This window comes from Rhodococcus sp. NPDC003382 (assembly GCF_053589135.1).
In genome coordinates, this window is the sequence record NZ_JBSFRH010000002.1 from 1 (window position 1) to 13,089 (window position 13,089).

The window sequence follows — 13,089 nt, forward strand, 5'->3', positions numbered from 1 at the left end:
CGAACCGGGGCCACCACCCGGACTGCTACTTGTTCCGGGCCTTCTCGCGCGAACGCGCGCGGGCACGGTCGGTCGCGGACAGGTGCACCTTGCGCACGCGGACCGCCTCCGGCGTGACCTCGACGCACTCGTCGACGGCACAGAACTCGAGCGCGGCCTCGAGGGTGAGCTCGATCGGCTTGGCGAGGGTCTCCATGACGTCGGCGGTCGAAGAGCGCATGTTGGTGAGCTTCTTCTCGCGGGTGACGTTGATGTCGAGGTCCTCGGCACGCGGATTGATGCCGACCACGTGGCCTTCGTAGGTGTCGCTGCCGGGCTCGACGAAGAACGTTCCGCGGTCGGCGAGCTGGATCATCGCGAACGGGGTGACCGAGCCGGAACGGTCGGAGACGAGCGAACCGGTGTGGCGGGCACGGATCTCACCGGCCCACGGCGCGTAGCCGTGGAAGATCGCGTTGGAGATGCCGGTGCCGCGGGTCTCGGTGAGGAAGTCGGTGCGGAACCCGATCAGGCCACGGGACGGGATGATGAATTCCATACGGACCCAGCCGGTCCCGTGGTTCGTCATCTGGACCATCTTGCCCTTGCGGTTCGCGAGGAGCTGCGTGATCGCACCGAGGTGTTCCTCGGGGCTGTCGATGGTCAGCTCCTCGTAGGGCTCGTGCAGCTTGCCGTCGACGGTCCGGGTGACCACCTGCGGCTTGCCGACGGTCAGCTCGAAGCCCTCGCGGCGCATCTGCTCGACGAGGATGGCGAGGGCGAGCTCGCCGCGGCCCTGCACCTCCCACGCGTCCGGGCGTCCGATGTCGAGGACGCGCAGCGACACGTTGCCGACGAGCTCGGAATCGAGGCGGGACTTGACCATGCGGGCGGTGAGCTTGTGGCCCTGCACGCGGCCGACCAGCGGCGACGTGTTGGTGCCGATGACCATCGAGATGGCCGGCTCGTCGACCGTGATGGTGGGCAGCGCCACCGGGTTCTCGGTGTCGGCGAGGGTGTCGCCGATCATGATGTCGGGGATGCCGGCGACGGCGACGATGTCGCCCGCGACGGCCTCGTCACCCGGCTGGCGTTCGACACCGATCGTCTTGAGCAGCTCGGTGATCTTGACGTTCTTGACGCCGTCGGCGTGCATCCACGCGACGGTGTCGCCCTTGCGGAGCTTGCCGTTGTGGATGCGCAGCAGCGCGAGGCGGCCGAGGAACTCGGACGCGTCGAGGTTGGTGACGTGCGCCTGGAGCGGAGCCTCGGGGTTGCCCTTCGGGGCGGGGATGCACTCGAGCAGGACCTCGAAGAGCTCGTCGAGGTTCTCGGCGTCGGGAACCTGGCCGTTCTCCGGCTGCTTCCGGCTGGCCTTGCCCTCGCGGCCGGAGGCGTAGAGGACGGGCAGCTCGAGCGCGAGTTCGGCGGCTTCGGCGGCCTCGTCGTCGAGGTCGGAGGCGAGGTCGAGCAGCAGCGTCTGGCTCTCCTCGACGACCTCCGCGATCCGGGCGTCGGGGCGGTCGGTCTTGTTGACGACCAGGATCACCGGCAGCGACGCGGCGAGCGCCTTGCGCAGCACGAAGCGGGTCTGCGGCAGCGGGCCCTCGGAGGCGTCGACGAGCAGCACGACACCGTCGACCATCGACAGGCCGCGCTCGACCTCACCACCGAAGTCGGCGTGGCCGGGGGTGTCGATGACGTTGATGACCGTCACGGAACCGTCCTGGTGGTGACGGTGCACGGCGGTGTTCTTCGCGAGGATGGTGATGCCCTTCTCGCGCTCGAGGTCGCCGGAGTCCATGACCCGGTCGACGAGTTCCGCACGTTCGGCGAAGGCGCCCGACTGGCGCAGCATGGCGTCGACGAGGGTGGTCTTTCCGTGGTCGACGTGCGCGACGATGGCGACGTTCCGAAAATCAGCGGTGCTCACGCGATGGCTCTCCTGGCTGTAGTCCGGCCACACGGCACTGGACCCGGTCGGCACCTCGCCCGTACGGCGTTTCGTCTCGGTGGCCGCGACGCGAATGCGAGACACCCGACGTGACCGTGAACCGGCCCGCGCAGGCACTGCGGCCTTGTATATCTTACAGGCCGCCGAACCGTGTCCGCGCCGATGGACCGCGGTTACCCCAGCTCAGCCCGCCCGACGTGATGTTCGCCACGCCTATTCGCCGTCGGGTGTGGCGCCGTCGAACCATCCGTCGCACCGCACGGCACTGTTCTTGCGGGCGGCGTAGTGATCGAAGAACACCGTCGACATCAGTTCGCGGCGGCTGGTGACCCCGGCCTTGGCGAACACCGATTTGAGGTGGTCCTGCACGGTGTACGGCGACATGTGCAGACGCCGCGCGATCTCCGCGGTGCTGTCGCCGCGGAGCACCCGTTCGACGACCTCGCCTTCGCGCCCGGTCAATCCGAATGCGGCCACCACCAGCGGAAACACCGCCGCGGCGCCGGCCTGCTCGATCGTCACCGCGATCCGCGTGCCCTCACCGCGACCGGCCAGCGGCGACGCGTGCACGACGAGCCACTCCCCCGTCCGCGAGCGCACGGTGAGGCGGGGCACCGAGCCGGTCCGGCCGGCCTGCAGCGAGCGTGCGGCCGCGACGGTCGACGTGAGCGCGGGCGGCGGATCCGCCCACAGCGAGCCGCCGAGTTCCTCGACGCGCTGCTCGGCGCCGGGTGTGGCCATCTCCACTTCGCCGTGGGCATCGAAGACCACCACGGCGGGCCCGTCGAGCGGTTCCGTCCACTCCGCCCTGGCCTCGGCGGTGGTGGCGATCAGTCCGGCCCGGACGCCGCGCGCCAGCAGCCCGGACACGCTCTGCACGAAGTCGGCTTCGGCCGGGCTGAAACCGCTGGATTCGGGGGCCCGGTAGACGGCCATCCCGCCCCAGGTCCTGCGGCCGGCCTTCATCGCGGCACGCAACTCGTGCCCGAATCCGAAGTGGGGTTCGATGAGGTCGCGGAACCGGGAGCTGCGGTACGGGTCGCCCGCGGTCTCGTCGTGCAGGATGCTCACGCCCACGTCGCGGCGGGCGAGATCGGTGAACAGACTCACCCGGTCCTCCACGTATTCGTGGTACGCGAAGAGTTCCTCGCACGGATCCTCGATCCCGACCTTGATCGAGCTGGTGACCAGGGTGGTCGACGGATCGATGGTGGCGAAGCACACCCCTTCGAACGGCACCGCCCTTTCCAGGATGTCGAGCGCTTCCATCCCGAACGCGTCCCACGGAAGTCCGGCGCGGGACAAGGATTCGATGCCGGCGCGGGCAGCCTCGGCGCGGAACGTTCTCACCTGAAAAGTGTGCAGGACGCACCCGATCTTGGTATACCCCAGAATTCTGGGGGTCGCGATTCCCCGCACTTCGGGGATTTTTCCGCCGGCCGGACGCGGACACGCTTCTCCGCATGACGACAACATCGACGACCGTCCCGCGGATCCCGTTCCCCGACCTCGCCGCCCGCATCGACGGCGCGCTGATCCTGCCCACCGACGACGAGTTCCCGCACGCCGCTCAGGCCTGGAACCTGGCGGTTCCGCAGCGTCCGCGCGCGGTGCTGCACGCCCGGACCGCGGCCGACGTGGTGCACGCCGTGCGCTTCGCGATCGAGCACCGGCTGCCGGTGACCGCGCAGCCCGGCGGGCACGGCGCCACGACCGCGCTCGACGGGGCGCTGCTGATCCGTACCTCCGCCCTGGACGACATCTGGATCGATGCCGACGCCCGGGTCGCGCGGGTCGGCGCGGGCGTCAAGTGGGGGCAGTTGCAGTCCGCGCTCGACGGCACCGGCCTCACCGGAATGCTCGGTTCGAGTCCCGACGTCACGGTCGTGGGGTTCTGCCTCAGCGGTGGCCTGTCCTGGTTCGGTCGCGCCCACGGCACCGGGGCCGCCTCGCTCCGGGCGGTGGAACTGGTCGACGCGGCCGGAACGCACCGCTGGGTGGACGATTCCACCGACGCATCGCTGATGTGGGCGTTGCGCGGCGGCGGAGGCGAGTTCGGAATCGTCACGGCCGTGGAGATCGCGCTGGTGCCGGCACCGGAACTGGCCGGGGGGCGCCTGCTCTTCCCGGTCGAGGATGCCCCGCGCGTCTGGCGGGCGTTCGCCGAGGTCACGACGGTGGCGCCGTGGGAGCTGACGCTGTTCGCGTCTGTGCTGCACTTTCCGCCGATCCCGGAGCTGCCCGAGGAGATCCGCGGGCGGTCGTTCTGCGCGGTGGACGCGGTGCTGCTGGGGGGCACCGCGGCCCTGGAGTCGCTGCTCCGCCCGATCGCCGGGGCCGGGACGGTGCTGCGCAGCACGATCGGTCCGCTGCGGCCGAGCACGATCGGCGACGTGTGCGAGGAACCGGTCGATCCGTCGCCCGCGCTGACCGGATCCGGGTCACTGGTCTCGCTGGACGACGAGGTGCTCACCGCGCTGCTGGACCGTGTGTCCGACCCCGCGTGCGGACTGATGCAGGCCCAGGTCCGGCATCTCGGTGGCGCCTTCCGGGACGATCCCGCGCGACCGGCGGCGTGCGGGCGGGTCGAGGCCGAGTACATGGCGATGATGCTGGCGATGGCGCCGGTCCCGGAGGTTATCGAGCCGGCGCAGGCGGCGATCGACGCGGCCCTCGACGTCCTGAAGCCGTGGCACGGCGGCCCGCTGCCCCTGTCGATGCTCGGTCACCACGACGGCGCCGACATCGCGTTCGCACCCGACACGCTGCGCCGCCTGCGCGACGTCAAGGAATCGACGGATCCGCGGTGCGTCGTGCGCGGAAATTTCCCGGTGCACGGCTCTCCCGCAATTCGGTAAGGGAATGCTAACCTGCCTTCCACGGTCGGGAGCACGTCCGTGGAAGGCAGGATGGGGACGCGAATGGGCAAGGTCAAGGTGAGCAAGATTGCGCGTCTCACCCCGAAGAAGAAGTGCTGCCGTAAGAAGACCCGCTGCATCAAGTGCCCGGTCGTGATCATGCGGATGAAGAAGCTCGAGGGCGAGGACCTCAGCAAGAAGGAACTCGAGAAGCGGCTGAAGAAGGCCCGCGCGGCCTGAGCCCGGAACCGGTCCGCGCGGGTTCTGCACTCCGGGTTCTAGGACCTCCGCAGCAGGTGTTCCTGCAGGTCCGGTAGCCATTCCCGGTCGTTCGGCACCAGCGGCAGCATCGCCAGTTCCGCCGCATCGACCCACCGCAGCGCGGAGTGTTCGAGCGGGGCGGGGACTCCGTCCACCAGTTCGACGCGGTAGGCGCACAGCATCCGGCCGTCCGGCAGAGGTACCGCCGCTCCGATGCGTTCGCCCCCGGAGACGTCGACGCCGAGTTCCTCTCGCAGTTCGCGCCGCAGCGCGTCCTCGACGGTTTCGCCGGGTTCGACCTTGCCGCCGGGCAGTTCCCACAGGCCCGCGAGTTCCGCGGGTCCGGTGCGTTGCGCGAGCAGCAGCCGCCCGTTGCGGAACAGCGCGGCCGCCACCACTTCACCCGGGCCGTCGGTCATGCTCCTCCTGTCGTTGCGGTCCTGTGCTGCGTCGTCCCAGAATGAGTCATGGCCGACCTTCTCTCCGACGCCGAGATCGACGCCGCCCTCGCCGAACTCCCGGGCTGGTCCCGGAAGGGGAATTCTCTGGTGAGGACCATCGAATCAGCAACCTTTCCGGACGCGATCGCCCTGGTCACCCGTGTGGCCGAGGCCGCCGAGGTGATGAATCACCATCCCGACATCGACATCCGGTGGCGCAAGGTGACGTACACGCTCTCGACGCACTCCGCGGGCGGGATCACGGCGTCGGATCCGGCTCTCGCCCGCCGGATCGACTCCCTGGCGGGACAGTAACCGGATCCGCCGGCGGCTGCGTCCGCCCCGCGTGGACGATCCACGCGTAGACCGCGAGCGCGCCGATCACGTTCGCGGCGCCGAGCCACGACAGGACCGCGGGGCGCGAGATGTCCCAGATGGAGTCCTGGGCCCAGCCGAGCAGCCACGGCACGCCGACGAGGGTCGTGACCGTCCAGCACGCCGCGATCACGCGGGTTCCGCGGCGCGCGGCGAGCGGGCCGTACACGAGCCACACGAGCATCGGCACGACCCACACCCAGTGGTGGGCCCACGAGATCGGCGAGACGAGCAGTCCGAACAGCTCGACGACGACGAGCGTGCCGAGGCGGTCGTCGGGGCCCAGTGCCCGCCACGCCGCGTAGGCGAGGGCCGCGCAGAGCGCGACCGCGATCAGCCACAGCGGTCCGGTACCGACGTCGTGACCGACGATGCGGCTGAGCGCCCCACGCAGCGACTGGTTCCACACCGATCCGACGGGTCCGATCCGATTCGCGTCGCCGAAGAACGTCGTGAAGTACTTGCGGCCCTGTTCGCCGAGGACCAGCACGCTCACCGCGACGGTCGCGAAGAACACGACGGCGGAGAACACGGCGGCGGACCATCGCCGGCGCGCGACGAGATACAGCCCCGCGATCGCGGGGGTCAGCTTGATGCCGGCCAGGAGCCCGACGAGGCCGCCGGAGATCCACCAGCGGCTGCTGCGGGCGGCGATCATGGTGCCCAGCACCAGGAAGACGTTGACCTGCCCGTAGTCGAGGGTCATCCGGACCGGTTCGGTCCACACGCCGATCGCCGTCCACACCAGCGCGACCGCCGTCCACCGGGTGTTGCGGGCGTCGGCGCCGACGAGCAGCTCGAGCGCGATACGCACGATGCCGAACAGCGCGGCGACCGTGAGCAGCTGCCATGCGAGGCCCACGCAACCGAACGGCAGGTAGTGCAGGGGGAAGAACACCAGCGCGGCGAACGGCGGGTAGGTGAACGGCAGCGGGAAGTCGGGGGTGTCCCGCGAGTACGTGAAGTCGTAGAGATCGCCCTGCAGCAGGCTCGCCGCGCCCTCGACGTAGACGTGCAGGTCGACGAGGTTCAGACCGTTGGGGGTGAGGAAGGCCCACAGCAGCCGGGCCACGACGGACACGAGCAGCAGCGCCGCGCACCACCACAGACGCTGCGAATCGTGACTGCGCTGGAGGCGGGCGGATCGTGGCACTGGGGTGCAGCCTCCCGTGGTCGTCGGCCCGGGCGCATCCGTAAGAGCACTGCGCATCCGAGGGCCCCGGCTCGCCCGAGGACCGGAGATACACAGTATCGGCTCGCGGGTTCCGCCCGGAAAACGCTGGTCCCAGGAGTAACAGTTTTATCTCCAACCCCAGCAGCAACACCCGGTTGGGGTTACGGTCTACCGGATACCACCATTCGGAAGACACGGTAGCTACACTCCCGGCAGGTCCTGCCATCGGCGCAAATCAAGCGCCACGGCTTGTACCGGACGGGGGGCCTACATAGAGTGTCTCCTCGAGCCGTCAGCTCCCGCGGCCCGTAACGGACCGCCGGGGGCTTCAACGACAAGGATGGGGAACAGTGCTTCGTACTCGAGGAATGCGACGGGCGCTCATCACGTGCGCACTCGCCGCCACCGCGGGACTGATCGTGCCCACGCACGCGGTCGCGCAACCGCTTCCACCGGCCCCGGTCATTCCCGATCTGGCCCAGATCACGAGTGCCCTGCCCTTCCAGGTGCCTGCGGATCTGTCCATCGAGACGCTCACGAACCTGCTCGCGAACCAGGTCGCCAACCCCGAGGAGATCGAGGCGCTCGCCTCCCTCGCCCCGGCCATCATCGGTGCCGCTGCGGGCCCCTCCGATATCGCGGACGACGGCAAGAACGACCTGCTCGCACAGGCCAAGGAGCTGCTCGAGAACTCCGAGCTGCCCGAGTCGATCAAGTCCACGCTGCAGCGGGTCATCACGTTCCTGGACGGCAGCGGTGGCGGCGGTCCGGACATCCCGGATCCGAACAGCGTCGTGATCACCCAGTTCCTGTACCCGACCCTCGGTGAGGGCTGCATCAGCGACACCGCCGACTCGGTCGGCACCGCGCTGGCCGTCGCCGGACCGTCGAAGCTGCCGCCTCCGGGACCGGGCGCCGGCCAGACCGGTTTCGTGTTCACCGCGCTGGGCACCGCTCCGCTCGCCGAGAAGCAGGAGAGCCCGCTCACCGTGAGCTGGATCAACGTCTCCAACGGCCGGACCGGCTCCCAGCCGCTCACCGGTGAAGCCAAGATCAACCCGGACGGCCCGGCCACGCTCAGCGCGATCGCCGACACCGGCTCGGGCAATGTCGTCGCGGTGATCTCGGGCGGTATCACCACCCAGAAGCCGGACGCCGAGCCGCGCTCGTGCTCCTTCCTGCCGACCATCGGCCTGGTGACGGTGCGCTGACGCGCAACACCGTGTCGTTCGAGACCGCCGGGGCACTCGCCCCGGCGGTCTCGTCGTTTCGCGTATCCGTCCGGGCGACCGTCGGCACGTGGTAGACCGGGGCATGGCCGAATTCCCGTCCCGTGCCGGAAAGCAGTGCCGGAGCGACCGCTCCCGGTCGATCCGCTCGATCGCATCGCACCGCTCGATCCTGTCGATCCGGTCCGAAGGCTCGATCCTCTCGATCGGCTCCGCCTATTCGATCCTGTCGATCGGCAGTGTCGGCTCGATCCTGTCCATCGGATCCGTCGGCTCCGCGGGGTCGGCCCTGTCGTCGCTGTCGTTCGGCAGCCTCGGATCCGCGCTGTCCGGGCTGTCCCGGTGGTCCCTGCTGTCGTGGCGCGGCGACCACGACGCCCCCGACGCCGAGCATCCCTCGCTGGTGGTCACCGCCGCCGAGGAGGACCCGGCGCAGCACTGCCAGAGTTGAGTGCCCCGCGGCTCTACCCGGCCTCTAACCCGCGCTGAGGGACCACTGCCCGTAGTCCTCGGTGAGCACGTGGTTGACGTCGATGCCGATACCGTCGATCGTCCTCTGCCCCGGAATCTGGTGCAGGTTCGCCAGCGGATGCACGTACCCCTTGGGGGTGCCCCAATCGTGCTGCCAGTAGAAGGAACCGAGCTGCGCGACGACGGCGAGGTCGATCGTCGGCGAGTTCGCGTAGACCCCGGTGTTCTCGCGGCCGACCACGGACTGCCAGCCCAGCAGATACGGCGCGATCAGGGTGGCGAATTCGAGCGGCGTCGGATTGTCGTCGATCGACGCGTAGATCGGACGGTCGTCGGGACCACCGGCTGCCCGGTGCAGTTCGAGGCCGCGGGTCGCGTGCTCGACGCCGGCGTCGAAGCCGCCTCGCCAATCGGCGGTGTCCGCCTTGCCGAACTGGTAGCAGGACACGACCTCGAGCCCGCTGTCGGTCAGGTCCGTCGCCTCGTCCTCGGTCAGCGGCTTGGCCAGCATCCACTCCGCACCGGGCCGCCGATCCGAGACGTACCGGATCGCACCGATGTGCCCGGCCGCGCGGATCGACTGCGGGGACGGCACATCCGCCGAATAGTCGACGATCGTGCCCAGGACCTCCCGGCCCTGCGCGACGCCGGGCGCGGTCACGGCGGACAGCCACACCGCTCCCGAGCCGATCGCCGCGTATCGGAACAGTTCCCGACGAGAAATACTCATCGCACCTCGCTTCAGCCGGTTCGGTCGAGAAGATCACCGCCCCCGAGGTCCGGGGTGGGCACCATCGGGTATTGCACCACACCCCCCAGCCGTCACAGGGGTAACACGCGAAACCGAGGTGTCCGGCTGTCGCCCGGCTATCGGCCGGCGAGATCCGCGAAGTAGGCCGGCACCAGCGCGACGTCCTCGACCGTCCGCACCGTGGTGCGCACGCCGAGCCCGTGTTCCTTGAGCAGGTCGCACAGGCCGTCGCCGTCGATCAGGTCGATCGGCGGTGCGCCGTGCCGGTGTGCCTCCGCGCGGGCGTCGTCGGTGAACGAACCGGTGGAGACGAGCAGCCCCTTGTCGCCGCGACCCACCATTGCGGCGCGGAACTCGCGGACGACGTCGGCGCCGGCCCGCTCGGGGCCGCGCACGAACCGGAAGAAGACGGAGAAGCTGAGCAGCGAGACCCGCAGCACACCGGTGCCCTCGACGGCGGCGTCCGCGTCGTCGGGTTCGCTGTCCGGCACGGAACCGGGCGCGGGGATCGTCAGGGTCGTGAATCCGGCGGCGCGCAACACCGAGGTGACCATCCGGGCGAAGCCGTCGGCAGGCAGTTCGGCGATCGCGGCCAGGACCGGTTCGCGCCAGAGTTCGGGATCCTCGGGTGCCGCCACGAGCGGAACGACCTGAGCGCCCGACGACGCGTTGCGGACCAGCCGCTTGCGGCGCTTCTCCGCGGTGTACGCCACCTGCATGGGCTTGATCTCGGATTCGCGCACCGCCCGTCCCCGGTCGGTCACGCTCCAGACACCGCGGCGGGTGTTCGAGAGCAGGCCCATGCCCTTGAGATAGGTGCGTGCCCACGCCACCCGGTATTCGATCTCGGTACCGGGACCGTCGCCGTGCAGCACGGTGCGCACCGCCTCGGGCAGGCCGGCACGGTCGATCACTTCGCTGTCGATGTCCTCGATGACGCCGGACCCGCCGAGGGCGATGACCGCCTGCAGGGTGGGCCACAACAGATCCGTGTACGGCGGCAGGGCGACCTCGTCACCGGCCGAACTTTCGGCAGAGGTTCCGACCACGTTCCGGCGCTGCACACCTTCCCCAATCGCGTGCGGGTTGTCTCCGCACCGCTCTCGATCCTGCACGTCGGAATTACCCTAGCGGATCGCCCGAGCACAGCGGCGCACGCACACGCTCCCACCGCGTGGGACGACCCGCCGCGAGCGGGCATCGGCGTGCGATAGTGACCCGGACCACGCCGGGTCACCGGCGAGTGGCGGTGTTCGAGACGGGGTGGGTCACGGCATGGGATGGAGTCACAGCGAACTCGAGGATGCGTTCGCGCTGTACCAGCAGGCGTCCGCGGATGCGCGGCGGACCGGCGACTGGGGACTGTTCGCGGACCGGTTCACCGAGGACGCCCGCTACTACGAGCACGCGTACGGCCGGTTCGAGGGCCGCATCGCGATCCGCGAGTGGGTGATCCGCACGATGGGCGCGTTCCCCGGCAACCGGATGACCGCGTTCCCCGCGACCTGGTCGGTGATCGACGCCGACCGCGGGTGGGTGATCGCCGAGATCGACAACCCGATGGAGGATCCGGGCGACGGCTCGCACCACGCGGCCGCGAACATCACGATCCTGCACTACGGCGGCGACGGGTTGTGGTGCTACGAGGAGGACGCCTACAACCCGATGAACTTCCTGCGCATGGCCCAGGGCTGGTGCCGCGCCGCGGAGGCGGCGGGCACCCTGCCCGAGGACGCCCGCATCTGGTGGAACCGATACGGACGCTGAGCCCTCAGTTCCGTACGTCCGCGATGAGCTCGTGCTGCTCGACCGCGCTCGGGGCCTGCATGCCGGGCGCGTTCGGGTCGGAATGGGAGGCGCGGAACGAGTCCGACTTCAGCCACGCGAGGAAGTCCTCGCGGGTGTCGAACTCCATCGTCGAGACGTAGGGGGCGTCGTCGCCGACGGGACGCTGCAGCGTCGTCCGGTGCAGACCCGGGACGCCGGCGAGCGTGGTGTTCATGCTCTCGACGAAGACCTTCTCGAACGCTTCGGCGGTCTCGGCCGGGACCGGGATGCGGTTGGTGACGATGAACATTGATGCTCCTTGTTTCCGTTCGGGCGGGCCCTCCGAGGCCGCCGCGGCACATCATATCGACATCGTGTCGACAAATGTCGAGCCGGATCGCCCTCGTCCGCGCTTCCCGTTGACTACGATCAGGTCCGTGGCCCGTCCGACACCGATCGACATGGCTCACCACCCGCATCTGAGCGGACTGTTCGCTCCCCAGCGGGAGGAGGTCGACGTCCGCGGCCTCGAGATCGTCGGCGAACTCCCCGACGATCTGCACGGCAGTTATCTGCGCAACGGGCCCAATCCGCGCTTCGATCCGATCGGCAGCTACGTCTACCCCATCGACGGCGACGGCATGGTGCACCGAGTCGAATTGACCGACGGTACAGCGCGATACACGAACCGGTTCGTCCGGACACCGAATGTGCTCGCCGAGGAGAAGGCCGGCCGCGCCTTGTGGTCGGGACTGACCGATCCCTACTTTCCGCCTGCCGAGGAGGTCGGCCCCGACCTGGCGAACACGATCCGGGAACTCCCGGACATCAACGTGATCCGGCACGGCGGCCGGTTGCTCGCGCTGGCGGAGGCCGCTCCCCCCTACGCGTTGGGTTCCGACCTCGAGACGCTCGGGCGCGAAACCTTCGACGGCGCCCTGCCGGTCGGACTCACCGCGCACCCCAAGGTCGATCCCCGCACCGGCGAGATGGTGTCGTTCTGCTACGTGCTGGACGCGCCGTACCTGACCTGGTCGGTGATCGGCGCCGACGGCACGGTGACGCGCGGCCCGACACCGGTCGACGGTGCCGATCGCCCGTTGATGATCCACGACATGGCTCTCACCGAGCGGTACGTCGTCCTGATCCTGGCGCCGTTCGTGTTCGAGCTCGGCCGGATCTTCACGGGAGCTTCGCCGCTGGATTGGCAGCCCGAACTGGGTGTGCGGATCGCACTGATTCCTCGCGACGGCAGCGCAATCCAGTGGCACACCACCGACGCGTTCTGGGTGTGGCACACCGCAAACGCCTTCGACCTACCCGACGGCTCGGTTGCCGTCGACTACGTCGAATGGCAGTACCCGGGTGGGCTCGTCGACTCCGCCGATCCCAACCCGAGCGCCCTGCGCCGCGCGGTGATCGGACGCAACGGGATCACCCGGACGACGCTGCACGAGCGCAACATCGAATTCCCCCGCGTGGACGACCGCCGGCTCACCGAGACCCATCGGGTCGTGGCCACGGTCGGCGAATCCGGCGCGACCGAGCTGCCGGCGGGTGATGCGGACGCACTGTTCTGGTTCGACGTCGCCGCGGGCACCGAGTCCGTGTGGCTCGGCGGATCGCTGGCACCGGGCGAACCCGCCTACCTGCCGAGCAGCAACGGCGGACCCGGATACTGGGGCACCATCGCCACCGATCGCAACGACCTGACCAGCTGGTTCCTCATCTTCCCGGCGGAGGATCCCGCGTCGGGTCCGCTCACGCGGGTGCGGCTGCCGATCCGGGTTCCCGCGGGTCTGCACGGGGCGTGGATTCCGGCTTCCTGAC

General features: G+C 69.5%; 14 protein-coding genes. 7 read left to right on the forward strand and 7 right to left on the reverse strand.

Translation table 11 applies throughout. The features are described from left to right. Positions 1-25: 25 nt before the first annotated feature. Positions 26-1,912, reverse strand: coding sequence for a translational GTPase TypA (typA, locus tag ACWDUD_RS01935; protein WP_197253876.1), 1,887 nt, complete (start codon positions 1,910-1,912; stop codon positions 26-28). A 234-nt stretch (positions 1,913-2,146) separates the two neighbouring features. Further along, positions 2,147-3,283, reverse strand: coding sequence for a LuxR C-terminal-related transcriptional regulator (locus ACWDUD_RS01940; protein WP_197253878.1), 1,137 nt, complete (start codon positions 3,281-3,283; stop codon positions 2,147-2,149). Between the two features lie 113 nt (positions 3,284-3,396). Between ACWDUD_RS01940 and ACWDUD_RS01945 the strand changes: the two genes are divergently transcribed. Both ACWDUD_RS01945 and ACWDUD_RS01950 read left to right on the forward strand, forming a co-directional pair. After that, on the forward strand, positions 3,397-4,791 hold the full coding sequence (locus ACWDUD_RS01945) for an FAD-binding oxidoreductase (protein WP_450108152.1): 1,395 nt from the start codon (positions 3,397-3,399) through the stop codon (positions 4,789-4,791). Positions 4,792-4,842: 51 nt separating this feature from the next. Then, positions 4,843-5,031, forward strand: coding sequence for a hypothetical protein (locus tag ACWDUD_RS01950; protein ID WP_197253938.1), 189 nt, complete (start codon positions 4,843-4,845; stop codon positions 5,029-5,031). A gap of 38 nt (positions 5,032-5,069) precedes the next feature. Here the strand turns inward: ACWDUD_RS01950 and ACWDUD_RS01955 are convergent, their stop codons facing one another. Continuing rightward, complete coding sequence (locus ACWDUD_RS01955) at positions 5,070-5,471, reverse strand: (deoxy)nucleoside triphosphate pyrophosphohydrolase (protein ID WP_450108153.1); 402 nt, start codon at positions 5,469-5,471, stop codon at positions 5,070-5,072. 48 nt (positions 5,472-5,519) lie between these two features. Between ACWDUD_RS01955 and ACWDUD_RS01960 the strand changes: the two genes are divergently transcribed. Continuing rightward, positions 5,520-5,807: a 4a-hydroxytetrahydrobiopterin dehydratase gene (locus ACWDUD_RS01960; protein ID WP_197253885.1), complete on the forward strand. Its 288-nt coding sequence runs from the start codon at positions 5,520-5,522 to the stop codon at positions 5,805-5,807. Here ACWDUD_RS01960 and ACWDUD_RS01965 read toward each other — a convergent pair. After that, positions 5,752-7,077: a mannosyltransferase gene (locus tag ACWDUD_RS01965; RefSeq protein ID WP_450108154.1), complete on the reverse strand. Its 1,326-nt coding sequence runs from the start codon at positions 7,075-7,077 to the stop codon at positions 5,752-5,754. The genes ACWDUD_RS01960 and ACWDUD_RS01965 overlap by 56 nt on opposite strands. A gap of 332 nt (positions 7,078-7,409) precedes the next feature. Here ACWDUD_RS01965 and ACWDUD_RS01970 point away from each other — a divergent pair, with 332 nt between their 5' ends. Both ACWDUD_RS01970 and ACWDUD_RS01975 read left to right on the forward strand, forming a co-directional pair. Next, complete coding sequence (locus tag ACWDUD_RS01970; RefSeq protein WP_248673902.1) at positions 7,410-8,252, forward strand: Rv1157c family protein; 843 nt, start codon at positions 7,410-7,412, stop codon at positions 8,250-8,252. Positions 8,253-8,355: 103 nt separating this feature from the next. After that, positions 8,356-8,721 carry a hypothetical protein gene (locus tag ACWDUD_RS01975; RefSeq protein ID WP_197253888.1) on the forward strand — a complete coding sequence of 122 codons (366 nt, stop codon included), beginning with the start codon at positions 8,356-8,358 and terminating at the stop codon, positions 8,719-8,721. 24 nt (positions 8,722-8,745) lie between these two features. On the opposite strand, the gene ACWDUD_RS01980 is transcribed toward ACWDUD_RS01975, so the two are convergent. Both ACWDUD_RS01980 and ACWDUD_RS01985 read right to left on the reverse strand, forming a co-directional pair. After that, positions 8,746-9,471, reverse strand: coding sequence for a DUF1906 domain-containing protein (locus ACWDUD_RS01980; protein WP_197253889.1), 726 nt, complete (start codon positions 9,469-9,471; stop codon positions 8,746-8,748). Positions 9,472-9,608: 137 nt separating this feature from the next. Continuing rightward, complete coding sequence (locus ACWDUD_RS01985; RefSeq protein ID WP_197253891.1) at positions 9,609-10,556, reverse strand: restriction endonuclease; 948 nt, start codon at positions 10,554-10,556, stop codon at positions 9,609-9,611. 211 nt (positions 10,557-10,767) lie between these two features. On the opposite strand from ACWDUD_RS01985, the gene ACWDUD_RS01990 reads away from it, so the two are divergent. Then, positions 10,768-11,259 carry a nuclear transport factor 2-like protein gene (locus tag ACWDUD_RS01990; RefSeq protein WP_248673894.1) on the forward strand — a complete coding sequence of 164 codons (492 nt, stop codon included), beginning with the start codon at positions 10,768-10,770 and terminating at the stop codon, positions 11,257-11,259. A gap of 4 nt (positions 11,260-11,263) precedes the next feature. Here the strand turns inward: ACWDUD_RS01990 and ACWDUD_RS01995 are convergent, their stop codons facing one another. Further along, the gene (locus tag ACWDUD_RS01995) at positions 11,264-11,569 is read right to left on the reverse strand and encodes an antibiotic biosynthesis monooxygenase family protein (protein WP_197253895.1); all 306 of its coding nucleotides are present in this window, start codon (positions 11,567-11,569) and stop codon (positions 11,264-11,266) included. A gap of 127 nt (positions 11,570-11,696) precedes the next feature. On the opposite strand from ACWDUD_RS01995, the gene ACWDUD_RS02000 reads away from it, so the two are divergent. Beyond that, a complete protein-coding gene (locus tag ACWDUD_RS02000) occupies positions 11,697-13,088 on the forward strand; it encodes a carotenoid oxygenase family protein (RefSeq protein WP_450108155.1) in 1,392 nt (463 codons plus the stop codon). The last annotated feature ends 1 nt before the right edge of the window (position 13,089 follow it).